The sequence below is a fragment of the Photobacterium sp. DNB22_13_2 genome (assembly GCF_052873915.1).
The window spans coordinates 206982-233587 of record NZ_JBNNXU010000002.1 but is presented as its reverse complement, the minus strand read 5'-3'; the positions used below and the strand labels follow the sequence as shown (position 1 = coordinate 233587).

General features: G+C 44.8%; 22 protein-coding genes and 1 tRNA gene. 14 read left to right on the top strand and 9 right to left on the bottom strand.

The features are described from left to right. The first annotated feature begins 135 nt into the window (after positions 1-135). Both ACVA58_RS04260 and ACVA58_RS04255 read left to right on the top strand, forming a co-directional pair. Positions 136-1383, top strand: coding sequence for a DEAD/DEAH box helicase (locus ACVA58_RS04260; RefSeq protein WP_446509198.1), 1248 nt, complete (start codon positions 136-138; stop codon positions 1381-1383). Between the two features lie 257 nt (positions 1384-1640). Then, positions 1641-2945, top strand: coding sequence for a GGDEF domain-containing protein (locus tag ACVA58_RS04255; RefSeq protein WP_446509197.1), 1305 nt, complete (start codon positions 1641-1643; stop codon positions 2943-2945). A 49-nt stretch (positions 2946-2994) separates the two neighbouring features. Here ACVA58_RS04255 and ACVA58_RS04250 read toward each other — a convergent pair whose 3' ends face one another. Then, positions 2995-4065 (bottom strand): beta-ketoacyl-ACP synthase 3, encoded by a 1071-nt coding sequence (locus ACVA58_RS04250; RefSeq protein ID WP_446509196.1) that lies wholly within the window; start codon positions 4063-4065, stop codon positions 2995-2997. 187 nt (positions 4066-4252) lie between these two features. On the opposite strand from ACVA58_RS04250, the gene ACVA58_RS04245 reads away from it, so the two are divergent. Further along, on the top strand, positions 4253-5233 hold the full coding sequence (locus tag ACVA58_RS04245; protein WP_446509195.1) for a Gfo/Idh/MocA family protein: 981 nt from the start codon (positions 4253-4255) through the stop codon (positions 5231-5233). A 64-nt stretch (positions 5234-5297) separates the two neighbouring features. Here ACVA58_RS04245 and ACVA58_RS04240 read toward each other — a convergent pair whose 3' ends face one another. The 3 genes from ACVA58_RS04240 to ACVA58_RS04230 form a co-directional block, all read right to left on the bottom strand. Beyond that, entirely contained in the window at positions 5298-6668 is a 1371-nt protein-coding gene (locus tag ACVA58_RS04240; RefSeq protein WP_446509194.1) for an SLC13 family permease, read from the bottom strand. 563 nt (positions 6669-7231) lie between these two features. Further along, positions 7232-7909 (bottom strand): SanA/YdcF family protein, encoded by a 678-nt coding sequence (locus tag ACVA58_RS04235; protein WP_446509437.1) that lies wholly within the window; start codon positions 7907-7909, stop codon positions 7232-7234. A gap of 333 nt (positions 7910-8242) precedes the next feature. Then, a tRNA-Pro gene (locus tag ACVA58_RS04230) sits at positions 8243-8319 on the bottom strand. A gap of 885 nt (positions 8320-9204) precedes the next feature. Here ACVA58_RS04230 and ACVA58_RS04225 point away from each other — a divergent pair. The 3 genes from ACVA58_RS04225 to ACVA58_RS04215 all read left to right on the top strand — a co-directional run bounded on the left by ACVA58_RS04225 (position 9205) and on the right by ACVA58_RS04215 (position 11558). Then, positions 9205-9534 carry a hypothetical protein gene (locus ACVA58_RS04225; RefSeq protein WP_428653993.1) on the top strand — a complete coding sequence of 110 codons (330 nt, stop codon included), beginning with the start codon at positions 9205-9207 and terminating at the stop codon, positions 9532-9534. Positions 9535-9861: 327 nt separating this feature from the next. Then, on the top strand, positions 9862-10716 hold the full coding sequence (locus ACVA58_RS04220) for an ABC transporter ATP-binding protein (RefSeq protein ID WP_446509193.1): 855 nt from the start codon (positions 9862-9864) through the stop codon (positions 10714-10716). Continuing rightward, complete coding sequence (locus tag ACVA58_RS04215; RefSeq protein WP_446509192.1) at positions 10713-11558, top strand: ABC transporter; 846 nt, start codon at positions 10713-10715, stop codon at positions 11556-11558. The genes ACVA58_RS04220 and ACVA58_RS04215 overlap by 4 nt, the downstream gene beginning before the upstream one ends. An 86-nt stretch (positions 11559-11644) precedes the next feature. Here the strand turns inward: ACVA58_RS04215 and ACVA58_RS04210 are convergent, their stop codons facing one another. The 4 genes from ACVA58_RS04210 to ACVA58_RS04195 form a co-directional block, all read right to left on the bottom strand. Continuing rightward, entirely contained in the window at positions 11645-11848 is a 204-nt protein-coding gene (locus ACVA58_RS04210; protein WP_446509191.1) for a helix-turn-helix domain-containing protein, read from the bottom strand. Positions 11849-11957: 109 nt separating this feature from the next. Continuing rightward, positions 11958-14792: an Hsp70 family protein gene (locus ACVA58_RS04205; protein ID WP_446509190.1), complete on the bottom strand. Its 2835-nt coding sequence runs from the start codon at positions 14790-14792 to the stop codon at positions 11958-11960. 233 nt (positions 14793-15025) lie between these two features. After that, positions 15026-16858: an Hsp70 family protein gene (locus ACVA58_RS04200; RefSeq protein ID WP_446509189.1), complete on the bottom strand. Its 1833-nt coding sequence runs from the start codon at positions 16856-16858 to the stop codon at positions 15026-15028. Then, positions 16858-17517 carry a DUF2760 domain-containing protein gene (locus ACVA58_RS04195; protein WP_446509188.1) on the bottom strand — a complete coding sequence of 220 codons (660 nt, stop codon included), beginning with the start codon at positions 17515-17517 and terminating at the stop codon, positions 16858-16860. The genes ACVA58_RS04200 and ACVA58_RS04195 overlap by 1 nt, the downstream gene beginning before the upstream one ends. 348 nt (positions 17518-17865) lie before the next feature. Here ACVA58_RS04195 and ACVA58_RS04190 point away from each other — a divergent pair, with 348 nt between their 5' ends. Continuing rightward, complete coding sequence (locus ACVA58_RS04190) at positions 17866-18219, top strand: YajD family HNH nuclease (protein ID WP_446509187.1); 354 nt, start codon at positions 17866-17868, stop codon at positions 18217-18219. A 20-nt stretch (positions 18220-18239) separates the two neighbouring features. Here the strand turns inward: ACVA58_RS04190 and ACVA58_RS04185 are convergent, their stop codons facing one another. Continuing rightward, complete coding sequence (locus ACVA58_RS04185) at positions 18240-18533, bottom strand: winged helix-turn-helix domain-containing protein (protein ID WP_446509186.1); 294 nt, start codon at positions 18531-18533, stop codon at positions 18240-18242. Between the two features lie 184 nt (positions 18534-18717). Here ACVA58_RS04185 and ACVA58_RS04180 point away from each other — a divergent pair, with 184 nt between their 5' ends. The 7 genes from ACVA58_RS04180 to ACVA58_RS04150 all read left to right on the top strand — a co-directional run bounded on the left by ACVA58_RS04180 (position 18718) and on the right by ACVA58_RS04150 (position 26596). Beyond that, on the top strand, positions 18718-18855 hold the full coding sequence (locus tag ACVA58_RS04180; RefSeq protein ID WP_446509185.1) for a periplasmic nitrate reductase, NapE protein: 138 nt from the start codon (positions 18718-18720) through the stop codon (positions 18853-18855). Between the two features lie 71 nt (positions 18856-18926). Next, positions 18927-21419, top strand: a complete 2493-nt coding sequence (napA, locus tag ACVA58_RS04175; protein ID WP_446509184.1) for a nitrate reductase catalytic subunit NapA — start codon at positions 18927-18929, stop codon at positions 21417-21419. Positions 21420-21429: 10 nt separating this feature from the next. Further along, a complete protein-coding gene (locus ACVA58_RS04170; RefSeq protein ID WP_446509183.1) occupies positions 21430-21885 on the top strand; it encodes a nitrate reductase cytochrome c-type subunit in 456 nt (151 codons plus the stop codon). Positions 21886-21897: 12 nt separating this feature from the next. Further along, the gene (locus tag ACVA58_RS04165; protein WP_446509182.1) at positions 21898-22479 is read left to right on the top strand and encodes a NapC/NirT family cytochrome c; all 582 of its coding nucleotides are present in this window, start codon (positions 21898-21900) and stop codon (positions 22477-22479) included. Between the two features lie 304 nt (positions 22480-22783). After that, complete coding sequence (gene lpxL / locus ACVA58_RS04160) at positions 22784-23746, top strand: LpxL/LpxP family Kdo(2)-lipid IV(A) lauroyl/palmitoleoyl acyltransferase (protein WP_446509181.1); 963 nt, start codon at positions 22784-22786, stop codon at positions 23744-23746. Between the two features lie 338 nt (positions 23747-24084). After that, positions 24085-25014: an LpxL/LpxP family Kdo(2)-lipid IV(A) lauroyl/palmitoleoyl acyltransferase gene (gene lpxL, locus ACVA58_RS04155; RefSeq protein WP_446509180.1), complete on the top strand. Its 930-nt coding sequence runs from the start codon at positions 24085-24087 to the stop codon at positions 25012-25014. A 199-nt stretch (positions 25015-25213) separates the two neighbouring features. Then, complete coding sequence (locus ACVA58_RS04150; protein WP_446509179.1) at positions 25214-26596, top strand: alanine/glycine:cation symporter family protein; 1383 nt, start codon at positions 25214-25216, stop codon at positions 26594-26596. Positions 26597-26606: the final 10 nt, after the last annotated feature.

The following is a 26606-nucleotide window of genomic DNA, read 5'->3' as shown; positions in this document are numbered from 1 at the left end:
TTGTTACTGGGGTATAAACTGCCGTTACTATTCGCTAATTCAAAAGCACCGCTCTGCGGTGCTTTTTTATCGTTTCACACTTCACTCGCTTTTTTGCTAAAATCCCGCTTCTTTTGAAAATTGTCGGTATTTTACATGTCTTTCCAATCACTGGGGTTGAATAACCAACTCGTCGAAAATGTTTCTTCACTCGGTTTTGAACAGCCAACACCAGTACAGCTTCAGGCTATCCCCGAAATATTAGCAGGTCACGATGTGCTGGCTGGTGCTCAAACGGGGACCGGAAAGACTGCTGCCTTTGGACTTCCGTTGATTCACCGCTTACTAGAAAGTGACGTTGAAACTCAAACCAAGCAGGTCAAAGCGTTGATTCTGACGCCTACTCGAGAACTAGCACAACAGGTTTTCGACAGCTTATCGTTGTACGCAAAGAATACCCCCCTGAAGGTTGCTGTTGCTTACGGTGGAACCAGCATGAAAGTGCAGGTAAAAGCGTTGGAATCTGGAGTTGATATTCTTGTTGCGACCCCTGGACGATTGCTTGACCATGCGCATGTCCGTACGGTTGATCTCAGTAAAATCAGCTATCTGGTTTTGGATGAAGCCGATCGCATGTTGGATATGGGGTTTATTGATGATATCAAACGTATTCTTAAGCGGATGCATGTTGAGCGCCAGACGGCTTTTTTCTCTGCGACATTTGGCAAACAAGTGAAAAAGCTCGCTTTTGATATTTTGGATGATCCCAAGTTGATCGAAGTGACGCCAAGTAACAGTACGGCGGTTACTGTTGAACAAATGGTTTATCCGGTCGATAAACACCGTAAGAGCGAATTACTGGCTTACCTCATTGGTTCTCGAAATTGGCAGCAAGTGTTGGTATTTACCAAAACTAAACAAGGGTCAGACGAACTTGCAAAGGAGCTGGGCAAAGACGGCATCAAAGCGGTGTCCATCAATGGTGATAAGAGCCAGGGGGCACGCCAGCGCGCGCTGGATGACTTTAAATCGGGTAAAGCTAGAGTTCTGGTTGCAACAGATGTCGCTGCTCGTGGTATTGATATTGAACAGCTCGAGTATGTTATCAATTACGAGATGCCGTTCAAAGCCGAAGATTATGTACACCGAATAGGCCGTACTGGCCGAGCGGGGCAAACAGGCCATGCGATATCTCTGATGAGCCTTGATGAAGAGTGGGCTCTGCGTGCCATTGAAGAGTTACTCGATACAAGACTGCCTCAGCAATGGTTAGAAGGGTATGAACCAGACCCTAACTACGAGCCGCCTGAAAATCGCCGTCGTGGCCGTTCAAGTGATAAACGCCGGGCTAAGGCTAAATCCCAAATTCACAAAAACCGGGGTCAGAACAGGACTCGGAAATAGCAATAAAAAGAATGTTTTTGCAACGAAAAATAAGCATCACTTATAGTGGTGCTTTTTTGTGTCATGAAGGGAACTTTATTGAGGTTATACACTTAATGTCGTGACTGAATACATGATTTTCAGATATTATTTTTCTCTGATAATTTAGATTCTTGGTAAAGGCTATCTCATCTGCTAGTGTGCCTGTTTGTGTTTCATCGCCAACATGTTGCTGCCCGTGATAGGTAGGCTTGATCATTCGTATTCGTAGGTATTCCGTGGACAAATTAAGACGACGTATACGAGTAGCGGCTTATTTTCTGCTAACGTTTTCATTGTTTACTTTTCTTTTTCATTATTTCGGTGGGTTTGATCAGGAGCTCAGTATCAATGCAAGGAATGCGGCGTATTTGAATATTGACGATAGCGCACAGGATGGTAACAGCAAATCAAGTCTTGATTACAATGGCAAGGCGATTGCACTTAATTGTGAAATCGGTGACAAGGGAAAATGGCCGTTTTGTGAGATATCGCTGTCATTGGGTGACAACCTAAATGGGGTGGATTTATCTTCATATCATTCAATCGGTATTGATGTTGATTACTATAGCCTGAACGATGATGAGCGCCTTCGTATCTATCTACGTAACTATGACTCAGAATACTCTACCTCCGATGACCCTGTGTCTTATAAATTTAATGCCATAGAATTTGCGCCAGGTGTGGGGAATGGACTAAAAGTCATTCCATTGAAGTCGTTTCAGGTATTATCTTGGTGGATTGCTGATTACGAAGTACCTATTGAAAACTCTGGAACTCAATTTGACAACATCATTCAAATTGAAATTGCGACGGGTAGTTATATCAAGCCTGCGCATTACTCTATTCGGTTAAATCGGCTTGTGTTTTATGGGCATTGGTTGTCGGAAGCGTCTTTATTGCGGATTAACATCTTGATGTGGGGCTTGGCAGCCATTTATTTCTTGATTGCAGAGCGACGTCGTCTTGCCGAGCAGGTGAGTGAAATGGGGGCAAAGTCAGAGTACCTCAAACAAGCCAATCAGCATCTCTATCAAGAGTCTTTGGCATTTAAGGAGTTGGCTTTTACCGACAACCTGACAGGGACACAAAATCGCCATGCAGTGGATCGTTGGCTACGAGATATCGTCGATTTCTCCCAACGAAACTGCCACGCTTTGTCGATGGTCTATATCGATATCGATTTTTTCAAGAAGATTAATGACTCTTTGGGACACCACGGTGGCGATGAAGTATTAAAGGAATTCGGCAGGGTATTAAACTTACGCTCTAGAAAGACCGATGTCGTTGTACGTTGGGGCGGAGAGGAGTTTATTATTTTTTGTCCTGCAACCAACCTGCGAGGAGCGAAAGAGTTTGCTGAAGTGGTCAGGATGATAGTTGAAAGTTATCAATGGGCGAACGGGCTTTATATTACCTGTAGTGTTGGTGTGACCGAATATATTCCCGGAGAGAAAATCGAAGACTTTATCCAGCGAGCCGACAGTGCGTTGTATAAGGCGAAAAAGCAGGGAAGGAACCGGGTAGAGGAAGCGACGGTATAGCGGCATTGTTAGATAAAACCAGCAACAAGGCTGCTGGTTTTATCTATGGTCATTTTTTACAGTGTTTGATGGCGTTCTCCAGCAATTCTGTCGCCGTTTGGTGGCACTCTGGCAGTTCTATATCCGTCTTGTTAACGGGGGTGATACGCTGTCCCCATTTAATGACTGCTGCCCCCCAAGTCAGGCCTGCTCCGAATGCGGCCGATAAAATGGTATCACCAGCTTTTATTCGTCCTTGTTCAACGGCTTCGCATAGTGCGATAGGCACAGTGGCCGCCGATGTATTGCCGTACTTGTGGATATTGATAAAGGCTTTATCCTGAGGGATACCCGCATGGTCGCACAGCGCTTCAATTATGCGTTGGTTTGCTTGGTGGGGAATGACAACATTAATATCGTCTTGGGTTAAGTTCGCACGCTGCAATACGGTGTTTGCAGCGGTACCCATACCACGTACCGCGCGGCGGAAGATTTCTCTGCCAACAAAATTAAAGGCAAAATGCCCAGCGTCGGGGTTGAAACGATCCATGGCCGTACCAAATTCGGGGATGGCAAGAACATCTCTTCCTTCAGGGTCACACCCCAATTGTGCATCAAGTAGCCCTGAATGTTGCATTGAACGGCTTAAGACCGCAGCACCAGCTCCGTCACCAAATAGTACGGCAGTGTCGCGCTGGCTCCAGTCGAGATACCATGAAAGGCGTTCAGCGCCAACAACCAGAACATGCTGATAGTTACCGGCCTGAATCATTTTGGTCGCCGTTTCCAGGCCATAAAGAAACCCTGTGCATGCCGCATTCATATCAAAGGCGGCTGCTTTGGTTGCTCCCAGATCGAGTTGCACTTTAGATGCGATATTAGGCACTAAGGTGTCTGGAGAGCAAGTTGCAATAATGATTAAATCTAACTCGGATGCATCCACTCCGGCGGCGGCAAGCGCCCTAGCGCCAGCAACACGAGCCAAATCCGAGGTGTTCACATGACTGATTCGTCTTGATTCGATACCCGTACGAGTTCGTATCCATTCATCTGAGGTTTCAACAAATTGGCTGAGCTCATCATTACTGAGTTCAGTAGGAGGGAGGCACTTGCCCCATCCGGTAATTTCCGCGTAGTACATAGCGTCACTCGTAATTATTATTCAACCTAACCAAAATAAACTACAACTGATTGTTAACACAAGGTATATGGTCTGCTTACATACAGATATTGTGGTTATGTGTGACATAAGTATTTGATAAACTATTTATACCCAAGTAACTTCAAGCTGCGGGGGTATATAGTCAATAACCATAAGGAAATAACCAATGATTCGTTTGGGTGTAATCGGTACTAACTGGATTACGGATCGCTTTATCAGCGCCGCATTGTCAACCGGTCACTACCAGTTGACAGCGGTTTATTCCCGAACCCAGGACAAAGCGTCGGAGTTTGCCAGCCAGTATGGTCAAGTCGAATGTTATGACTCGCTAGATGATCTTGCAAATAGTGATGTGATAGATGCGGTATACATCGCCAGTCCTAATTCACTGCATGCACCTCAGGCCAAAGTGTTTATTAATGCGGGTAAACATGTAATTGGCGAAAAGCCGTTGGCATCGAATATTACTGAAGTTCAAGAACTCGTTGCACTTGCTGCTGAAAAGCAAGTGCTATTGTTCGAAGCAATGGTTGCGACATATGTTCCTAACTTTGAAGTTATTAAGAAGGCGATACCTAGACTTGGGCGGCTACGTAAGGTTTATTTGTCGTATTGCCAGTATTCATCTCGATACCAGAAATACCTCAATGGAGAGAACCCAAACACATTCAACCCGGCATTCTCTAATGGTTCGATAATGGACATCGGGATCTACCCACTAAGTTGTGCTATTGCACTTTTTGGCGAACCGGGCAGCATGACGGCACAGGGTTGTTTGTTGGATTCAGGTGTCGATGCGCATGGAACTTTGGTCCTGCATTATCAAGACTTCGATGTCACTATTGCCCATTCCAAGGTCAGCGATGGCTTTATTGCAAGTGAGATACAAGGCGAGCAGGGTACGTTGTTGGTTGATTTCATTTCCCAGTGTCGTGGTGTTAAATTGTGCCGCCGGGATGAGCCAGAAGTCGACCTGTCTGTTGAGCAAGATGAAAATACAATGCGTTATGAAGCCGAAGAGTTTGCCCGCTTATTTCATGCTGGTACTGTTACTCATGACGGTCTTATTCGTAGCCAAATAGTCAGTGCTATTACAACACAGGCTCGTGCGATTATAGGTGTACGTTTTCCGGCGGATGAGCAGTAAAACTAAACAGAGTAGCAATGAAAAAGGGTGGTCATAGGACCACCCTTTTTTTATTTAAGTTTGATTACCAGAACAGGTAGGCAAGGGCAGAAAGTACCGCGATGCAAAGCACGTTCAAATATATACCAACCTTCATCATGTCGGACTGTTTGATGTGTCCAGACCCAAACACAATGGCATTCGGAGGCGTCGCAACAGGTAGCATGAATGCACAAGAAGCAGCGACGGCGATTAAGGCAGATAGAATAACGGGTGAAACGCCTAGTGCCTCGGCGACTGTTGCAAACACTGGCACCAATAGCGCTGCACTTGCGGTGTTGCTGGCGAACTCGGTGAGGAAGACCACGAAGCCTGCAATGACCAAGATAGTGAAGAATAGTCCCGCTTGCTCTAGGAAACCACTAAGGCTGTGTGCCAAGAACACGCTTGTGCCAGTAGCTTTTAGTACATTACTCAGACAGATACCACCACCAAACAGAAGCAATACGCCCCAGTCTGTTGATTTCTCGATATCTTTCCACTGAACCACGCGTGATGCACCAAGCATGACGATAGCTGACAGTGCAACCAGCGTATCGAAACTTTTTATTCCACCGAGCATACCATTGATTGGTTTGCTGAGAATCCAAAGCATGACTGTAATACCGAAGATGACTAACGTTGCCAGCTTGCTGTTATTCCACTCGACAGGTTTGTGGTCAAGTTCAAAGGTGTGGTTAAGGTTTGGCTTCAACATAAAGTAAAGTAGAGCAACCGTAATAGGTAACAATACAATAGACACGGGCAGGCCAAATGCCATCCACTCCGTAAAGCTCAGGCCAACTTCAGCCGCTGCGATAGCATTGGGAGGGCTACCGACAACTGTAGCTATACCACCGATACTGGCACAGTAAGCGATACCTAGCAGTACGAATACGTAAGTACTGCGCTCGCTCTTGGCGTTCACTTTATTCAATACACCAAGGACAAGTGGCAGCATCATGGCTGTCGTTGCGGTGTTACTAATCCACATTGACAGGACGGCCGAAACACCAAATAACATGAATACAGCAACAGACATACGCCCTTGGGCAAGTATTAGGACTTTATCCGCAATTGCCTTATCTAATTCTTGTTTATGTAGCGCTGCTGCAAGGGCAAATCCCCCCAAGAATAGGAAGATAATCGGGTTAGCAAAATTGCTTAAAGCAGCGGGAGTCGGAAATATATCAAAGCCTACAGCAAGGATGGGGACCAAAATTGCCGTAATACTAACGTGCAGTGCTTCCGTTAACCAAAGTACGGCAACGAAAGCAAGAATACTCAGGCCAACAACCACGTCTTTTTCAAAAGGTAGGGTATTCAAAAGTAGGGTAAAGAGGGCTATGTCTGCCAGAAGAATAATACTGTTCCGGTCAAACAGCCACTTGCGTAGTGTCATCGTCAAGGCTGTCATAGTTGTTTCCTTTCATCTGATTATAGTTATCTAGTGCAATTTTTTGCATCAAGTTGACTCGAGATGAATGTTATCAATTGTTTTTGATTTGTTAATAGTGGTGTGTCCATTTGTTGGTCGTTTGACATTTTGATTGATTGAAGTGTGAGGCTGTAAAGTGGGAATGAGTATAAAGTTACCCATTTTCTGAAGGAGTAACAGCCAGTAAATCATTATATTGACGCGGAACTGGCTGGAAGTTGCTGCAGTCTGTGATATCGCTCTAAATGACAAGTAGAGGTGCTCAATGCCTGTTTTCCTGCTCTTATGCTAGATGTATCATATTTCAACGTAATATTATGAAGAACAATTGATCTAATCTTGGCAGGTAATATGAAACAGCAAGGGATTCAAAAGCGCGTTAGGCTGGATGCCCAGCTGCATGTGCGCAATGTAAGGGCAAAATTTATTAAGTCGTTCGATGGCTCTTCAAAGGGGAATCAGGCTCAGCTAGCGGCCAAGCCATCTATTACAAAGTAAACGAATAATCATCTTATACCCAAGTAGCTTGGGTATATTAGTCCTTACTTCGGAAGGTTAGGTCCTTCAAATTCAAGCAGCTCTTTTTCTATAGGCTCCTTAGGCCCGGAAAATTTGGGCTGCATGTCAAGGACGTATACATCGATAACAGCCTTGATTCTGGCAAGGACCTCCCGGGTACGGATCTTTAATCCGGCAAGGCCTTTGGGCTCCGGGACAGCAAGGCAAATAGCATCAATTTCATTACGATCTGCAATAAACAATGCTCGTTCACAGTGAAAACGTTGGGTGATAATGACAAAATGATTGGCGTCGAAAACACTCTTTGCCCTTACCACCGAATCCAACGTACGAAACCCTGCGTAATCCAGTACGATATCTTGATCGGGTATACCGGCTTTAAGCAAGTCACGCTTCATGGTCCAGGGTTCGTTGTATGAGCGGTGGGCGTTATCACCACTGAGGAGCAAAATATTGATTTTCTCTTCTTTATATAATTGTTGAGCGGCATCTATTCGATATTGGTAATAAGGGTTGAGTGATTTGGCGATATATTTGCTAGTACCTAGCACCAGGCCAACTGAGCGGGCAGGGGTGGCTTGAATGTTATCAAAGATACGAGGCGAGGCTTGATCGGAGAACCAGCGGTCGATCAACAAAATAGACGATACGAGGAGAATACAGCCAATGGCAGCTAAGCGTATGATCTTAAATAGCTTCATAGCGATTTGGTTATTCGGCTGATGGATAATGAGGCCAGACATACTGTATGTTTCTGGCTAACGAAAAAAAACATGTGCTTGTTAAATCCCTTGTGTTTCTAAGAGCGCTTAAAACAATGTAGTGATGCGCCTAATCTTTGAAGATACCTCGGCTTGATATAAAAAATCAACGTAAGAGGTGTTCACTCGTCGAAGGGGTCAATAGCTTAGAGTGTACACTTGAGTAGTTTAACCTAATTCATTGAATGTGTTGTGTTAAATCATCGTCAATTACGGGCTTTATTATGGAGCAGTAGAGGTTGTGCTGTGGGCTGTGGGAAGAGCAAAACGTTTTGGTCGGACATACTGGATTCGAACCAGCGACCCCTACTCCCCCAGAGTAGTGCGCTACCAAACTGCGCTAATGTCCGCCAAAAGGCTTTATATTCATTGTTTTAGCTAATAACGACATAAATATTACCGTAGAAAGCTATAATGCAATAGGACAAAACTCCGAAAGTAAAATCTGCCTCTCATTATTACTTTTAATTTATCTATCTGATTTAAAAGTAATCAATCTTCAATGATTATGACTGTTGGGCAGTTACCAGAGAAAGAGTGAGCAATTGGCCCTGATGTGAGCTTACTGGTGAGGCTTTGCTTGTTTTCAAACTGCTTACCTAAGTTCAAGCGCAATTCATTCAGGTAACGGCCTTTTAGACACCTTAGCTGAATCTGATCAACCGCTTGAGCTCCCATGTGATCGATAAGTGTTTGTTTAAAGTCCTTAACGGATATCGACTCCCCGATATGTTGCTTGATATATTGCCCTATTATTGATGTGTCAACGTGATGCACGAGCGAAGTGGCTAATATTTAGAGTTGGGACTAGACTCAAACATTTTCATTGCTTTATAGTCTTTACAATACTTTGATGGTTGCGGTAGTAGATAAATATAAAGGTTACTTGCGGATTAATTTGCTAAAGCTTTCTCTCTAGTCCACACTGTCTATATGCAGTAAAACCCTGCTATTCGCTGAATATTTGATAATTTCCTTAAATTTATGTTCACAAGGATTCTAACAAGAGGTATTATCGTCACATCTACCCTTTGTAGTCCCTAACGATTGCCACTCATTGCTTCTAACAACCTATGTGCTGCATTGATTGTGGTCCAATATGAAAAGAATTTCTTGCTCTTGATGCAAGGTAAAATCATTTGAATGTTATTTGCATATCATCATTACATCACATGAATCGCCCAATTATGAACTGGCGATTAAATGCATGATATTCAATTTAAGAGGTAATATTGATGGATAACTTTGCAGCTGCTGAAAAAGCATTATCAGCAATGCTTAATAGTGTCGAAGCGAAAACTGTTAAAGTCGATACAAAAACAGGTGTTGTAACAAAAGAAGAGCGTGTTGACTACCGTCAAGTGCTTATCGATTTTGCAGATGAAGTACCTGGACGCCAAAAGGCCGTGATTAAACGTATGCCTTTGCACAAAATTAACAACCTTATTGCTGTTCTCCATGAGTTTAAAGATGAAGCCCGTCAAGTTCGAATGATGGAAATTCTGGCTCTAATGGAAAAAGACGGTGTTGAACCGGAAGAGCTTGTTGGGAAAATCGAAGAATAAAACCGCTTTTCAAATTATTATTTGTCGACATTAACTTGCACTCAATTTGAATGCTGCAGGGTTAATATAACGACGTCCCAAACATAGTATTGTTTCGGGAATGTACACTCTGTCGTAATCAGAGTGGGCTCAGTATACCTCTTTAATGTGTCGATTGTTTGATTGGCACATTTTCTTTATGTCATATTCCCTTCCGCAGTTCCCTGTCTTAATGTCAGTAAATTCACACAGCCATATCTAACCTTGCAGGTAACAAAGTGTATTAGGGCTATTGCTAACCTGATAGTATGCTTATGTAGAAATAGACAATAAGCGAAAGGTTAAACAGTGGATACGTTGGTAAATGCACATCAGCTTGGAAAAAGCTACGGCAAGTTCCGTGCGTTGATGGGTGTTAATTTTAAAATTGCACCTGGTCAGGTGTTAGGCATATTAGGGCATAACGGTGCAGGAAAGTCATCGCTTATTAAATGCTTACTCGGCGCGCATGAATATGATGGCACATTAAGTGTTTTTGGTCTTGAACCAATGAAAGAGCGGGTAGCGATTGTGCGTGACCTCGCTTATCTTTCTGATGTCGCTGTGCTTCCCGAATGGATGACAGTGAAACAAATTGTGAAATACAGCGCGGGAGTCCATCCCAATTTTGATCTTGAATTAGCTAAGAAGTATTTATCACAGACTGATATCCAGCTATCAACTAAGATTGGCCGCCTTTCAAAAGGAATGAAGGTGCAACTTCATTTGGCATTAGTCATGTCAGCTGATGTCCGCTTACTCATTTTAGATGAACCAACCCTTGGTTTGGATTTAATGTTTAGAGAGCGCTTTTATAACCAGTTGGTCGAATGGCTCAACCAAGGCGAGCGCGCGATGATTATAGCCAGTCATGAGGTTGATGAGGTATCTCACTTGCTAACAGATTTGCTGATCCTTAAGAAAGGCAAAGTGGTGATGAATGGTGCTGTTGATGAGCTCAATGGTCGTTTTCAAAAAGTCATCGTAAACGAAGAAAACAAGCGTCAGGCCGAAGCGGCAAGACCCCTATATATTCAAAACGGGGTAAAAGAGTCGATGTATATTTTCGAAAATACAAAGCTTGAAAAGCTGTCGACGTTTGGGAAAGTTAGCGAACCGTCTCTTTCTGAGGTGTTTATTGCCTTGCAGCAGGAGGAAGTATGAAAGCTTGGTTAACTCTGCTCGAGAAAGAGCTGATTGAGCATCGAATTGTGATTCGCCTACCGCTTTTATTGCTCGCTTTTGCCATTATCAATTTTGTCTTTGTAATTAAAGGGGATAATGTATCTTTTTCTATGCAATCAAGTGGCCAGAGTGTTATTGACTGGGGGATTGCCCAAGGGACGTTTGCTGGTTTAGTCGGTAAGCTCAACGAAGTGGTTGCCGGTATCGTGTACCTCGTATTGTTCTTTATCTACGTACCCAAAACGTTACGTAAAGAGAAACAAGAGGGGAGTTTGTTATTTTGGCGCTCTATGCCAGTGTCTGATTATCAGGCTGTTGCGGTAAAATTGGTTTTTGCACTCATTGTTATTCCTTTAACGGCTGCAGCCTTAATGATGGCGGCTGATTTCATGGTATGGGTGATGGCGACCTTGTGGTTGCCCCAAGATATGATGGCTAGCTGGGGGATCTCAGTAGCAAATCTACTCAGCCATGAGTTTGAATTTCTTGGCCGCCTAGCTTTAATGAGTATTGCCCTTTTTCCTATTGGTGCGGGGCTTATGTCTTTGTCACAGTTGACACGATACCCACTGCTTGCGGCGATTTTGACAGTGATTTTATTTAAAGTTGCGATGTTCCAGGCTACAGGATCGAGTGAATCCGGCGCGGTATTGTCGGAGATCTATGGCCTACCATTTTCTATTTTGACGGGTTCGTCTGCGTATGCAGTCTTTGCAGAGTTCGGATTTGCTTCTCATCTAGTGATGTTTTGTGTTGGTGTGGGTTTGTACTTGCTGAGCAGTTGGCTAAGAGGGCGGGATGATAGGTTGCGTATGATGTAGCCTCAGAACGTCATCACTCAAATCTGAAGTATAAAAAAACGGAGAATGTAATCATTCTCCGTTTTTTGTAGATTTAAGTGGACTAACTAAGCCGCTACAATCGTGTTTAGGTATTCAACTTCACGCTTGTATTTACGTACATTGCGTGAAAGCGTACCTTTTGGCACGTCAAAGCGCTTTTCGGCTTCGTAGCTAGATAGGCCTTCAAAGATCACAGCCTCAACGGCAATGCGTTGATTGTCTGATTTAAAAATCCGCTGTGAGATGATTTTATATTGTGAACGGTTCATGTGTTGTGTACTCGCTAGGCAAAAAACATTCCCCGAGGAAATCTCTAAGGAATAAAAGTTAGTTCTCATTTATGATTGATGAGATTACCAGCTGAACCCTAACAGAACCTTAATCGATTAAGCGTAATCCTGTTGGTAGTGCATCACCGAATACGCGCTTAGTTTCACTCTCTGTCAAGACCTTGACGGTCGATACCATTTCTATCCAACTTTCTGGCGCTTTACTGGATTTTAGCTTCAAAATAACGTCATTTCGGTTATTTTCGTCAATGTCCAAAGTTCGGTCTCCGGTCATTCTAGACATCATTACAGCGGCAAAGGCGATGTTTGAATCCTTGCGCCAGTCGAAGTCCATCAGCTCTGGTAAACAGTACGCGACGTGTTGTGGTGTGAGCAAATTATGCGCACTTCCATAGAAAGGGCTGCGTGTTGCAATGCGGCCAATAGCCCACCAATGTGCTTGGGAGTATTGCGGTTTTTGCAAGCGACCGAATATCCACTCAATAAGCTGGAGTTTTTTGTCGAAGGGTAAATTTTCTAAACTCGCAGCCAATCGCACCATATCCTCGTAGCTACGTTCTTGCAGCTCTTTAGCGAGCTTGCTGTTGCGGCTTGCTGACGGATTGATGTATTTCGCAATGTCCTTGTAAATAACCAATTGTTGCTCTTGGCTAAGGCCTCCAGCAATGCGTCGCCAGAACGTCCACCAGTCGCTCCAAGTTTGCGTGCTAGTGCTAGATTGAATACCGTGTTGGTAAAGCTGCCAAACTTGCTCCATACGCCACTCATCCGAAGGGTAGCCAAAGCCAGGGCGCATAGTAAAGCCTGTGAGTTTCAGCCAGTTCCTTTCATGGAGATCCGAACGACGGCGACGCTTTTTGCTATCGATAAGCGCATTAGCTAGTTCTCTTAGACAAGGTGTTTCCCAGTTATCTCGCTTACCTAGCGTTCTCTCAAGCTGATTACGTAGCGTTTTAATGGTTTTTGGGTCATTGTTCTTAGTGCTACCACCGTAAGCCTGTTTTACAAGAGCAATGGCATCATCCATGCGAACAGGCAAAGCTGACTCTGCAAGGGTCGAGTTATCTCCACCTCGGTTGAGTTTGGCTAAATCTTTACGGATGGCGAATTCGACTTTCCAGCGTTTATTGTCATCATGAATGCTGACACACTCGAGCTGTAAGGTACCCACTTCAGTGAGCTGACAGGCAAGAGTAACTTCTTCACGGTCTTTCTGGTTGGCAGCAAGCGCAGCACGATCGCGATCACTGTCTAAAGTGGCAATGAAAGGAGGTAGTGAAACAAAGCTCTCTTCATCAATAGTGAAGATCTCACCGGCTTGGGTGTGACTATCGTCAGTGGATGAAACTAGGTTAAAGCGCACCGGCTCACCGAGCGTTAATGCAAACTTGCGGTCTTTAAGGCGAATTTCGGTACTTTCATCAATCCCTTTTGGTAGCAGGCAAAGCCCTTGTTTTTCGCGCTTTTTATTCTCGAGTACTAAGAAGAAAGAACGGGCAGAGCCCCCACCAATCTTAAGTTGCGCGCCGTGGCGTGCCTTGGCATAGGCTACTGCACCATAAGCGACAGCCAGATCGGGGTGAGGGTTATCCAGCTGTGTGACAGTGTCACCCTTCCATTGAGAAAAGGTTTCTAGTACTCGGTTTGATAATAGCGGGCTGTTGAATACACCACCATTAAGCAATATAGCAACCGGAATAGCAGGTTGTTCAGCTGTAGGGGCTTGGGCTGTATCTTTAAGGGATTCTCGACAGACGGTATCATGCAAATCTATAAATTGGGCAAGGTGCTTACTGATGGCCGGATCTGCAGCATAGGGTAAGCCAAACTCAATAACCGCAGCCTGACGATGACTTGGCTGATCGCTGAAGTCGGTCTGCGGGAAGAAACCGTCCAGAGCGATTTGGTGGACCTCATCACGCGTCATATCAATACTTTTAGCACCGCCAATCAGGCGAGAGCCACTGCCTAGCATGGTAACTTTAGCAGTATCAGGTGCGTTGCCCGACAACAGCTGTTCTTTGACTTTTCGTGTTTGCTGAATGAGTTTTGACAGGCCGGAAGCACTTAATTTCTTGCTGGCACCATGTAGGCGCTGTTCGGCAAGGTGGGCGAGGGCTAGGTCAATGTTGTCACCGCCGAGCATGAGGTGATCACCAACACCGATTCGATCTAGTGTGAGCTTGTCATCCTTAGTACCGACTTTAATTAGGCTCAAATCAGTGGTACCACCGCCCACATCGCAGACCATTAATAAGGGAATATCTTTAAGTAGTACTTCGGCTTGGTTTTTGTTTTTTGCATACCAGTCGTAGCAGACTGCCTGAGGCTCTTCGAGTAGGAGGATATCGCCAAAGCCCGCCAGTTTTGCAGCTTCTAACGTTAATGCCCGTGCCCCTTCATCGAAAGAGGCCGGTACGGTGATAACGACTTCTTGATCTTGTAGCTTGTCACCTTGATGGTGGTAATCCCATGCTTGGCGTACATGGTTAAGGTAACTGGCACTGGCGATGACCGGCGAGACTTTCTCGACACTGCTGTTGGAAGACCAAGGGAGAATTGCCTCGGTTCTGTCGACACCGGTATGTGATAGCCAGCTTTTAGCACTGACTACTTGGCGCCCTTCAACCTTAGCACCCATTTCCCGTGCCAGTTCACCGACGATAGCGTGTTGAATATCGCCATCGACGGGGTCGAGATCCCATGGCAGTACCATTAATGACGGGTCAATTTCACCTTCGGCAGGGTGGTAGCGAAACGACGGAAGAAGAGGCTTACGTGCGACCTCGCCAGGGGCGATAAGTTGGTCTATTTCGAAAATCTCGATTGGGCTCGATTCAAGGTTATCTGAAATCGGTGTATAAGCGACAACCGTGTGAGTTGTTCCGAGATCAATACCGACAAGGTAGCGAGGAGAAGTCATGCAATACTCCAGACGTGTTGTTTTAATGCTTTTTAAGGTTTCTGATAGTATCCCAAAAGGACATAGAGTGCATTAATGAAGGCTGTATCTTTATGATCAAATCTTTGATTTCAATAATAATATATTGTTTATCAAGAGCTGATTGCCCTCACAGTGCGATGAGTAAACAATTTAAACAAATACTTATAAAAAACGGCGCCCAAGGGCGCCGTTTTATTGATAACAATATGTTATTAATCGCGAACGTCGAATTCAACTTGCCATGTTTGACCACCATCGGTCGGTGTGGCTTCAAGGCATAGAGTGCCTAGTTCGGTTACACGAGAAGAAAGTCGAACCGGGACAATCTCGCCCGCTGTACGGCCTTCAGAAACCGGTAGGGTAACTTGAATCGCTGGTAGCTCTTCCAGTTCTTCTGGTTGCCACCAATCAAGGTGGGTACCCGCAGGGTCATCACGACGAACTGTTGATCCAAAGAACTTGAATTGTACTGGCTGACCAATAACTAAACCGAATTCGCGGCTTGGTACGTCGGCGTGAGTACCTTCTTCCATACCGAAAGGCGCAACACAAAGTGCTTCTAGTGGCGGCTCCATACCTGGGATAGCCGGCATGGCACTTTCTATACCTACATAGTAGCTGCTGGCGATACCACCACGGATACGAACACCTTTACCTTTACGAACAGAGCCGTAGTAAGACGCACCGCTTGCAACCGCAAGATCAAGGTCAAGGCCTTCAAGCAGTTTCGCTTCCGGGCTATCAGCCGTTGTTAGCCAACTGTTGATGATGGAAAGTAGACGTTCAGATAGTAAATCAGACTTCAGTACACCACCGTTGAACAGAATAGCAGTAGGGCGGATAAAGCCTTCATGCAGTTGGTCGTACTTTTCGAACAGTTCATCAACCGCAGAAGACTGACGGCTCAGGAAGCCTGCTACATGACGCGATACAGCCGCATCTTGAGCATATGGCAGGCCCATTTGAGTCAGTGCACCGCGCTGCATTTCTACTGGATGTTGCTCAATAGTATTACGAGGGAAGAAGCCTTCAACTAGCGTTTGCTGGACTTCTTCTTGGGTAAGCTCGGTTTGAAGTGTGCCGCCAAGCAGTTTTGAACCACGGCTAGGTACAACAATAGGTACAGCTTGTAGCTCTGCATCACTCAGCAGGGCTTCTTTGGCATCACGACATGCATGCGTGATTGCTTGGATTTGCCATGGTTGAAGTTGCTTACCTTCTTGTGCCAGCTTCATCTTCAAGCGGTAGGCAAGGGCAAGATCCATGTTATCGCCACCAAGAAGGATATGATCCCCAACAGCAACACGATTTAGTGTTAGGTTGCCTTCTTCTTCAGTTACAGCGACCAAAGATAGGTCAGTGGTACCACCGCCAATATCGACAACAAGAATAACGTCGCCAACAGAAACCTGATCACGCCATGTATCGTCGTTGTTCTTTAGCCAGCTGTATACCGCAGCCTGTGGCTCTTCAAGCAAAGTCATGTGCTTGAAGCCAACTTCACGGGCAGCTTCTGCCGTTAAGTCACGTGCTGCGGGATCGAACGATGCAGGAACGGTAATCGTAACGTCTTGTTCGAACAATGGGGTGTCTGGGTGCTGATGATTCCATGCCTCTGCAAGGTGCGAAAGGTATTGGCGTGTTGCTTCGACTGGCGATACTTTTGTAACTTCTTCCGGGCTGTTTAAAGGCAGGAAGGCATCACGGCGGTTAACGCCACCGTGGCATAACCAACTTTTTGCACTGGAGATCAAACGAATCGGCGTTTTGCTACCAAGGCCACGGGCCATTGCACCGACAATCGCATTAGGTTGTGCAGACCATGGAAGTGCCGTATCACCTTCCGCCAGCTCAGATTCGTGAGCTTGGTACATGAAGGAGGGCAGTTGTTTTTTTTCTTCAACATTACCTGGAGTGGTTAGCTGGGCAATAGGCATGACATTGACGCTAGCGTCTTCGTCTTGCAGGTCAACATAGGATAATACGCAGTGAGTGGTACCAAGGTCGATACCAACACTGTAACGGTGTTCTTGAATTTCTTGCATCACAGTTCTACCTCAGCGGCGGCAACAATTTTTGCATCGTGACCTTCAGCCAGTTTTGGCAATTTAATATCAGTCACTTTCCAGCCGCGATGGATTAGGGTTCCGGTAAAGGGTGCTTCGCCTACAACATTACCTGTTAGGCGAACTTCAGAAGCGTTGAAGCCTTTAGGTAATGTGATACGTGTTTCTTCTTCTTCAGCACGTACAGGGGCAAAGCTGAAGTATTCGGATAGTACTTTATGGCCACCTTCATGAATAACACGGGCAGCAGCACCAATTTCAGCATCGCTGAAACCTTTTAGATCTTCTTGCATGAAGTCAATAAAGCGTGCTTCTTGCTGAAGCAGAGAAAGAAGTTGCAGCGCCGCATCTGGTGTCGATGTTTTAAGCTTAGGCTCAACTTCAACAATCTTTTCTACGATCTTTTCAACTTCAACAACTTTTTCGACCTCGACGATTTTCTCGACAGGCTTTTCAACCTCAACGATTTTCTCGACTTCTTTCTCAACAACTTTCTCGACTTCGACTGGTTTACCTTTCTTAGAGATATAAAGTACCAGCATGACAAGCACTAAACCGCCCAGCCAAGCATGCCCCATATCAATCGTTGTCGGCATTGCCGATAAGTCCACAGTTAATTCAGAAAAATCAAAAGCCATATGTCGTCTTCTCTATATGAGTGAGAGTTTAATCCACAAATTAGGGAGAATATTATCATAATCAAGGTGCATTACATCCAAGGGGGGTATTTTTTTACCCGCTATTAAGCATTTAGCCGTCTTGTCGCTTAATTTAGCACCAATTAACATTGACATTACTCTGTCATTTGGTCGTTTATAAAATGATACACTGTTTTATCTTGTCAATTTTAGCAATCATAGCTTTCATTTTTAGCGCAAAATGTTTCATTCAGTGAGACTATTCATGAATTTCTTATTGTTTAGCAGCACTGCTTGGTGAATTCCGATAGACTAGCGCTGTAACCAAAATCAATCCTAGGTGAGAGAATGTCTTCTGATTTTTATGGAACCAGTGCGGCGTATGCCCGACAAGAGCAGGGCTACCGAGAAAAAGCGCTGAAACTATACCCTTGGGTGTGCGGCCGCTGTAGCCGTGAATTTGTCTATTCAAACCTGCGTGAGCTGACAGTACACCACGTTGACCATGATCATACCAACAACCCTGCAGATGGTAGTAACTGGGAATTGCTCTGCTTGTTTTGTCATGACCATGAGCACGAGAAGTATACCGAGCACGACAACCAAATGGGCAGTGTGGTAAAAGCAGGCGACGATGATCATCAAGCCGCGACATTTAATCCTTTCGCTGATCTCAAAGCGATGATGGACAAGAAAAAGTAACCCGCACAAGCTTGCTGGAGTTATGGGTAATTCAGAACTGATTTGATTTCAGCAATATTTTCGGCGATCCACGTTTTGTTGATCGCCCCCCAGTTTTCTATTTCATATTTCCCACTACGATTACGCTCACCTTTTGTTTGCTGAAAAATACACACAATATCAAGATCGGCCAGGCTCTTGATCGTGTCTTGAGCTGTGCGCCGCGGCATACCGGTATACTCTAGGATTTCTGGTACGGTTGCTATCCCTGAATTAATCAAGTGCGCGACATATAGTCGTCTGTAAAAACTTGATTTCGTTTTGCTGATCGTCACGCCATGACTCCTTTTCAAACAGTGTATTATCCTTCACCCTAGCATCAATACTGCGTTTGTTGCACGAAAGATTATCAATACAATTAATGCGATTTATTCTCAGCAAAGGTTTTTATCTCATCAAGTTATCAATTTCTTGGAAGCTAGCTAGAGTTATTAGTATCCATATTGATTGGAGTGACTGATGAGTGATGCTAACCAGCACCGTTCTGAGCTAAAGGCTTTTCTGTTTATTACCATTGTTCTGTTTCCCATTCTTGCTGTTGCCGTTGTCGGCGGCTATGGGTTTGTTGTGTGGTTTTTACAGGTATTAGCAGGCTAGAAGCATAACAATATCAAAAGCTTGTGTATGTAATTGTTTTTACCGTGAAGCAAAAGTTGAGTGAGAAAGCAATGAAATGTTCCCGGCGTAAGTTTATAAAGGCACAGGCTGCAGCCAGTGCAGCGGCGGCGGCTGGTATATCGATACCAGTTGTGGCGAGCAATGTGGTTACCGATTCAGAGAAAACTAATATCACCTGGGAGAAGGCTCCCTGTCGATTTTGTGGTACTGGGTGTTCTGTAAATGTTGGGGTTAAAGATGACAAGGTGGTTGCCACCCACGGTGACATTAAATCACCTGTAAATCGTGGACTTAATTGTGTAAAGGGCTACTTTCTGTCGAAGATTATGTACGGTGATGATCGCCTGACACAGCCGATGTTAAGAATGAAAGATGGGAAGTTTGACAAAGAGGGGGATTTTACTCCTATCAGTTGGGAGCAAGCTTTCGATATCATGGCCGAAAAATGGAAAGCGGTGTTGAAAGAAAAAGGCCCAGAAGCGATTGGTATGTTCGGTTCGGGGCAGTGGACGATTTATGAAGGCTATGCGGCATCAAAATTGATGAAGGCAGGCTTTCGGTCTAATAATATTGACCCCAATGCTCGGCATTGTATGGCCTCGGCGGTAGTCGGTTTCATGCGTACTTTCGGTATTGATGAGCCTATGGGTTGTTATGATGACATTGAAGCTGCCGATGCCTTCGTTCTGTGGGGCTCTAATATGGCAGAAATGCATCCAATACTCTGGACGAGGGTAACGGACCGCAGGCTCTCAAACCCTCATGTGAAAGTGTCGGTGCTATCTACTTTTGAACATCGTAGTTTTGAGTTGGCTGATGTTCCTATCGTATTTGAGCCCCAATCTGACCTTGCTATCCTTAACTTTATTGCCAATTACATCATTACAAACGATAAAGTGAATCATAATTTTGTTGGTAAACATGTGAACTTCCGCCGAGGTGCGACGGATATTGGTTATGGGTTACGGCCGGAGAATCCACTTCAGCAACAGGCGAAAAACCCAGATAGCGGCGATTCTGAGCCGATGACATTCGATGAGTTCAAAGATTTCGTTTCCGAATACACGGTGGAGAAGGCCAGCGAGATGTCGGGCGTTCCACAAAACAGACTGATTGAATTAGCCGAGCTTTATGCTGATCCCAATACCAAGGTGATGTCTTTTTGGACCATGGGCTTTAATCAGCATACCCGCGGGGTGTGGTGTAATAACTTGGTTTACAACATCCATTTGTTGACAGGGAAAATTTCAACGCCAGGTAACAGTCCTTTTTCACTGACTGGTCAACCCTCTGCATGTGGTACAGCCCGAGAAGTCGGCACCTTCTCCCATCGCCTTCCTGCCGATATGGTTGTTAACAACCCTGAGCACAGGAAAATTGCCGAAAAAATATGGAAACTACCCGACGGTACTATTCCAGGTAAAGTAGGGGCACATGCTGTGCTGCAAAGCAGGATGCTCAAAGATGGAAAAATCAATGCGTATTGGATCCAGGTAAACAATAACCTTCAAGCTGCAGCCAATATCAATGAAGAAACCCTGCCGGGTTACCGAAACCCAGACAACTTTATTGTTGTGTCAGATGCTTATCCTACAGTCACTGCTCAAGCTGCAGATTTGATCTTACCTGCCGCTATGTGGGTAGAAAAAGAAGGGGGATATGGCAATGCCGAACGCCGCACTCAGCTTTGGCATCAAATGGTGGATGCACCGGGAGAGGCTAAATCGGATCTCTGGCAGCTTACCGAATTTTCGAAGCGCTTTAAGACTGACGAGGTTTGGCCAAAAGAGTTGTTAGACGCGAACCCTGAATACAAGGATAAAACCTTGTTTGAGGTATTATTTGCTAATGGCCAAGTAAATGAATTCCCGTTGGAAGATATCACCGAAGGCCACAGCAATGATGAGTCTTCTGATTATGGCTTTTATCTCCAAAAGGGGCTGTTTGAAGAATATGCCCAATTTGGACGCGGTCATGCTCATGATTTAGCCCCATTTGATGTTTACCATGAAGTGCGAGGCTTACGTTGGCCTGTTGTTGATGGCAAGGAAACCTTGTGGCGATTTAAGGAAGGCTCTGATCCTTACGCGAAACCGGGCAGTGACTTTGACTTTTATGGTAAACCCGATGGCCGTGCCGTGATATTCGCTCTGCCATATGAGCCACCAGCAGAAAGCCCTGATGAAGAGTATGACTTGTGGCTATCTACTGGCCGTGTTTTGGAGCATTGGCATTCAGGATCAATGACTCGGCGAGTACCTGAGTTGCACAAATCATATCCTAACGCACAGGTTTTTATGCACCCTGAAGACGCTAAATCACGCGGTATGCGCCGTGGCGATGCAGTAAAAGTGGTTTCACGACGCGGTGAAATTATTACACGGGTGGAAACGCGGGGTAGGAACAAGCCACCTAAAGGGTTGGTGTATGTCCCATGGTTTGATGCTAGCCAACTGATCAACAAAGTTACATTGGACGCCACCGATCCACTTTCTAAGCAAACAGATTTTAAAAAATGTGCTGTTAAAGTGGTAAAGGCATAGGGGTACAACCATGAATAGATTATTTGCTGTACTTTTATTGTTTTTTACCGGACTGGTGATCGCGGCAACGGAGGTAATCAAAGGGGATGAATTGGCAACAACACGTCAATATCCACTTAATGGTGAACCTGAACCGCCGCAAATGAATAAAACAATTAATAACGACAGGATCCCTAAGCGAAGCTATCCAATGCAACCGCCATTGATCCCACATAAGATCGATAACTACCAAGTAGATTTGAATGCGAACAAATGTATGTCCTGCCACGCGCGTAGCCGAGTAGAAGATACGCAGGCGAGAATGATCAGTGTCACTCACTATATGGATAGAGACGGTAACTTTCTTGCGGAGTTGTCGCCAAGGCGCTACTTCTGCGAGCAGTGTCATGTGGTGCAAACCGATGCTAAACCATTGGTTGGTACTTCATTTACCGATCTCGATACGCTGCTCGATCAAGAGAAGTAAGGGAGGAAGCGTATGTGGCAATGGTTAAAAAAATGGTGGACGCTCATTCGTTCACCCGCAAAGTATTTTAGTCTTGGTTTTCTGACATTAGGAGGCTTTATCGCTGGGGTTATTTTCTGGGGGGCGTTTAATACTGGGATGGAGTTTACTAACTCAGAACCTTTCTGTGTTAGTTGCCATGAAGATAACGTGTATCAGGAAATTCAGGGCACTATTCACTTTAACAACCGTACTGGGGTAAGGGCAATTTGTTCAGACTGTCATGTTCCGCACAACTGGACGGATAAAATGGCGCGTAAGATGCAGGCCTCAAAGGAGGTATGGGCTTGGGTAACTGGGGCGATTTCTACTCCTGAAAAATTTGAAGCCCGGCGTCTGCATATGGCTGAGCGGGAATGGACGCGAATGAAGAAGAGTGACTCACTCGAATGCCGAAACTGTCATGAATTTAGTTATATGGATTTCACGCAGCAATCTCAGCGTGCCTCTGTGCAGCATTCGAGCTCATTGGCTGATGGTTCGAAAACCTGTATCGACTGTCACAAGGGGATTGCTCATCGTCTTCCTGATATGAAAGGGGTCGAGGGCTTTTGAATTAAAGTGACCAAAATGACAGCTTAAGTTTCACTAATTGCACTAAGCGACTGATATTGACACATTTATAAAAATGTAGATATTTCAGTCGTTATTTTTTATTGAATAACCAATGTAAAACATCGTTCATTTTCATTGGTTTATTGTCAAATTATCATTTTAAACCGAGGGTGCTTATAAAAACGTTAATGTAACATAATTTAGCTATGTTTTTGGGTGTGCTCAGCGTATGATTCAAGGACAATTTACGTTTTTTTATAACCCCGTAGATTTACTTAGAATTAACCTATTGCGATAATTATTTATGAGCAAATTTGCTGCACCTCGTTTCACTTGGAAGCTACTAAGCCCACGGTATTGGCCAACCTTACTGTTGATCTTGGTCATGTATTTATTGAGTTGTCTACCCTACGTTATCCAGCGCCGCTTAGGGCAGGGTATTGGCCGCTTGGCTCTGGGGATTATGAAGAAACGCCGATTCACTATTGAGAGAAACCTCGAACTTTGTTTTCCGGATATGACCAAAGACGATAAAAAACAAATCGTTAAGGAGAATATTGATAACTCGGGGCTAGCCCTGTTCGAAACCGGTATGGCATGGTTTTGGTCGGATGCACGAGTGAAGCGCCATGTTCGCATTGAGGGCATGGAGCATATCGAAAAGCTTGAGCAAGAAGGTAAAGGCGCGCTGTTCGTTGCCGTACACTCATTGAACTTAGAGCTTGCGGCACGCGCGTTTGGGATTCACAAATCAGGTACCGGGATATATCGCCCGAATAATAACCCTTGTTTTGATTTTGTTCAGTACCGAGGACGAGCTCGCTCCAACCGAACATTGATTGATCGTAAAGATGTCAAAGGGATGTTGAAGGCATTGAGCACAGGATCGCGTGTTTGGTACGCACCTGATCATGACTATGGCCGCCGGCGTTCAACGTTTGCTCCTTTGTTTGCTGTTGAGAAAGCCTGTACTACGACAGGAACCAGTCTGTTAGTAGACAACAGTGGCTGCGAGGTGATGACGTTTAGAATGGTGCGCGAATCCAATTCAGGCGATTATTTGATAACTCTAGCACCGTTGCAGGAAGAGTTCCCACGTAATGACCCAGAGCAGGCCGCTGTGGTTATCAATAGAGCCGTTGAAAATGCCATCCTTGCTGCACCTAGTCAATATATGTGGCTGCATCGTCGCTTTAAAACCCGACCTGAAGGCGAGCCTTCGTTATATGCCAAAGAGGGGTTTGAATTAAAGTCTCGTACCGCTTAATGCCGAATGATATTTGAATTTGCATAATTGCTCCTCTTAAAAAACGACGGTGGTTTGACATAGTCAAACCACCGTACAATTTTCTGATTAATAACCTTCTTTCTTCCTTATACATCTCTATAGTTCAAATTTGCAACGAGAATTGCTTCATCTACATCCATTCGCTTAATACAAGCTGAAAAATAATGGTACATAACTTCAGCCTCTTGCATAGCTAATCTCGTCGCAATAGAATGCACTGTTCGATATAACTCCGTAAAATAGTTCTCCCGTCAAGGGATGGCCCACTCAGCTAATATCTGAATACGGAATAAAATAAGAAAGGGGTACCATAGGTTATGAGTCAGTTTACTGCGCCTACGTTTACTAAATCGCTTTTGCATCCGCGATATTGGTTAACCCTACTGATGGTCGGTGTGATGTACCTTATCAGTTGGCTGCCGTATTTTATCCAATTTCGACTAGGGCAAGGGCTTGGTCGACTTGCTATGCGTATTATTAAAAAGCGCAAGCAAACCATAGCTCGAAATTTAGAGCTTTGTTTCCCCGATATGTCGCAAGAAGAACGCGATGTATTGATGAAAAAGAATATTGATAATACCGGTTTGGCGATGTTCGAAACCGGCATGGCTTGGTTCTGGCCTGATATCCGAGTTGAACGGCATGTGACTTATGAAGGCATGGAGCATATTCATCAACTTGAAACAGAAGGTAAAGGGGTATTGCTTGTAGCGGTTCATTCATTAAACCTTGAGCTTGGTGCGCGTGCATTTGGTATGAAAACGCCAGGAGTGGGTGTATATCGACCGAATAATAACCCCTGTTTTGATTATTTTCAGTTTACAGGTCGTATCCGTTCTAACAAATATATGATTGACCGCAAAGACGTGAAAGGTATGCTACGCGCATTACGTAAAGGTGAGCGTGTATGGTATGCACCTGATCATGACTATGGTAAGCGTCGCTCGACGTTCGCCCCTTTGTTTGCAGTTGAAAAAGCCTGTACGACAACCGGTACTAGCTTGTTGGTCGATGCTTCTCATTGTGCCGTGGTGCCGTTCGCCATGACGCGTAATACTGATTCTGGGCGCTACACACTTAAGGTCTTCCCACCGCTGGATGCGTTTCCTCATAACGATCCAGATGCCGCTGCTGCCTATGTCAATAAGGCCGTTGAACGCTCAATCATGGAAGCGCCAGAACAATATATGTGGTTGCATCGTCGCTTTAAAACTCGCCCCGAAGGTGAATCATCATTATATGATTAATCCCGCCTATAATTGATAAAAAAAGCTTCCCTGTGAAGCTTTTTTTATACCTCGATATTACTCCATCCACGATGTAGCAACTTCGTTGTTTTCATTTCTCTTGTCTAGCTTTGCACTTACGTTGTTCACTTGAATGTTGAACTTATAGTCAAGGACGCCTATGTTTTTGGGATATGTAAATATAAAAGAGAGGGCAAGGATGGATTCAATCGCTAATTTAATTTCCGCTATAAACGGCTTTGTATGGGGAGTACCAATGTTGGTACTTATCCTTGGGGTGGGTATATTCCTAACTCTTGGCTTAAAGTTAATGCCTATTGTGAAAATAGGCGCGGGCTTCAAGCTGCTCTGGACGGGAAGGATCCCCGAAAAAGAAGAGGAAGCAAAAGGGGAGATCAGTCCGTTTAATGCATTGATGACCTCTCTGTCAGCCACTATCGGCACAGGTAATATTGCAGGTGTAGCCACGGCTATATTTTTGGGTGGTCCCGGCGCTTTATTTTGGATGTGGTGTACTGCCTTAGTTGGCATGGCAACTAAGTTTGCCGAAGCGGTTTGTGCCGTGAAATACCGTGAAACAGATGCGAATGGCAACCATGTTGGCGGCCCGATGTACTATATCAAGAACGGCCTTAGCAGTAAGTGGGCATGGCTAGGTACGGCATTTGCAATATTTGGTTCATTAGCCGGGTTTGGCATTGGTAATACAGTACAGTCTAATTCTGTTGCTGCAGCGGTTGAATCGAGTTTTGGGGTTTCTCCTGTGATTTCCGGCTTGATAATGATGGTACTAGTCGGGCTCGTACTGATGGGGGGGATCAAGCGAATAGCGGATGTTGCCGGTAAGTTAGTGCCTTTGATGGCTATTTTTTACATTGCCTCAGGCTTAATTGTTCTCTTCATGAACATTTCCGAAATCCCAGCTGCCTTTGGTCTAATTATTAGTAGTGCCTTTACCCCTGTTGCCGCTCAAGGTGGCTTTGCTGGCGCTGCGGTGTGGGCCGCAATCCGGTTTGGTGTTGCCCGTGGTATTTTCTCTAATGAAGCAGGGCTTGGTAGTGCACCAATTGCTCATGCAGCGGCTCAAACTAAAAATCCGGTAGCCCAAGGTTTAGTGGCTATGCTCGGTACGTTTATTGATACTATCGTTGTTTGTAGCATCACTGGTTTAGCGATTGTCGTGTCAGGGAGTTGGCTAAGTGGTGAAACGGGAGCTGCGTTAACGTCGGCTGCATTCGCCTCTGCATTACCAGGCATTGGGAATTATGTGGTTGCAATAGCATTGTCTATCTTTGCCTTCACAACAATATTGGGCTGGAGCTTTTATAGTGAAAAATGTGTTCAATATTTATTTGGTGTAAAGGCAATTATCCCTTTTCGCGTTTTGTGGATTATTGCGGTGCCGATAGGCGCAACCAGCTCGTTAGAATTTATCTGGCTACTTGCAGATACACTTAATGCCATGATGGCGATCCCGAACTTGATTGCGCTATTACTATTAAGCCCTGTGGTGTTTAAGTTGACGAAGGAATACTTTGCAATGCTCGCACAAGAAAAACGGAAGGGGTCCGATCTCGAATAAAGTTTTGTTG

Excerpts from the sequence above, each read along its gene's own strand:
- ACVA58_RS04260 (WP_446509198.1), top strand. The coding sequence starts at position 136 with ATGTCTTTCCAATCACTGGGGTTGAATAACCAACTCGTCGAAAATGTT.
- ACVA58_RS04250 (WP_446509196.1), bottom strand. The coding sequence starts at position 4,065 with ATGTACTACGCGGAAATTACCGGATGGGGCAAGTGCCTCCCTCCTACT.
- ACVA58_RS04245 (WP_446509195.1), top strand. The coding sequence starts at position 4,253 with ATGATTCGTTTGGGTGTAATCGGTACTAACTGGATTACGGATCGCTTT.
- ACVA58_RS04240 (WP_446509194.1), bottom strand. The coding sequence starts at position 6,668 with ATGACAGCCTTGACGATGACACTACGCAAGTGGCTGTTTGACCGGAAC.
- ACVA58_RS04235 (WP_446509437.1), bottom strand. The coding sequence starts at position 7,909 with ATGAAGCTATTTAAGATCATACGCTTAGCTGCCATTGGCTGTATTCTC.
- ACVA58_RS04225 (WP_428653993.1), top strand. The coding sequence starts at position 9,205 with ATGGATAACTTTGCAGCTGCTGAAAAAGCATTATCAGCAATGCTTAAT.
- ACVA58_RS04215 (WP_446509192.1), top strand. The coding sequence starts at position 10,713 with ATGAAAGCTTGGTTAACTCTGCTCGAGAAAGAGCTGATTGAGCATCGA.
- ACVA58_RS04210 (WP_446509191.1), bottom strand. The coding sequence starts at position 11,848 with ATGAACCGTTCACAATATAAAATCATCTCACAGCGGATTTTTAAATCA.
- ACVA58_RS04205 (WP_446509190.1), bottom strand. The coding sequence starts at position 14,792 with ATGACTTCTCCTCGCTACCTTGTCGGTATTGATCTCGGAACAACTCAC.
- ACVA58_RS04200 (WP_446509189.1), bottom strand. The coding sequence starts at position 16,858 with ATGCAAGAAATTCAAGAACACCGTTACAGTGTTGGTATCGACCTTGGT.
- ACVA58_RS04195 (WP_446509188.1), bottom strand. The coding sequence starts at position 17,517 with ATGGCTTTTGATTTTTCTGAATTAACTGTGGACTTATCGGCAATGCCG.
- ACVA58_RS04190 (WP_446509187.1), top strand. The coding sequence starts at position 17,866 with ATGTCTTCTGATTTTTATGGAACCAGTGCGGCGTATGCCCGACAAGAG.
- ACVA58_RS04180 (WP_446509185.1), top strand. The coding sequence starts at position 18,718 with ATGAGTGATGCTAACCAGCACCGTTCTGAGCTAAAGGCTTTTCTGTTT.
- napA (WP_446509184.1), top strand. The coding sequence starts at position 18,927 with ATGAAATGTTCCCGGCGTAAGTTTATAAAGGCACAGGCTGCAGCCAGT.
- ACVA58_RS04170 (WP_446509183.1), top strand. The coding sequence starts at position 21,430 with ATGAATAGATTATTTGCTGTACTTTTATTGTTTTTTACCGGACTGGTG.
- ACVA58_RS04165 (WP_446509182.1), top strand. The coding sequence starts at position 21,898 with ATGTGGCAATGGTTAAAAAAATGGTGGACGCTCATTCGTTCACCCGCA.
- lpxL (WP_446509181.1), top strand. The coding sequence starts at position 22,784 with ATGAGCAAATTTGCTGCACCTCGTTTCACTTGGAAGCTACTAAGCCCA.
- lpxL (WP_446509180.1), top strand. The coding sequence starts at position 24,085 with ATGAGTCAGTTTACTGCGCCTACGTTTACTAAATCGCTTTTGCATCCG.
- ACVA58_RS04150 (WP_446509179.1), top strand. The coding sequence starts at position 25,214 with ATGGATTCAATCGCTAATTTAATTTCCGCTATAAACGGCTTTGTATGG.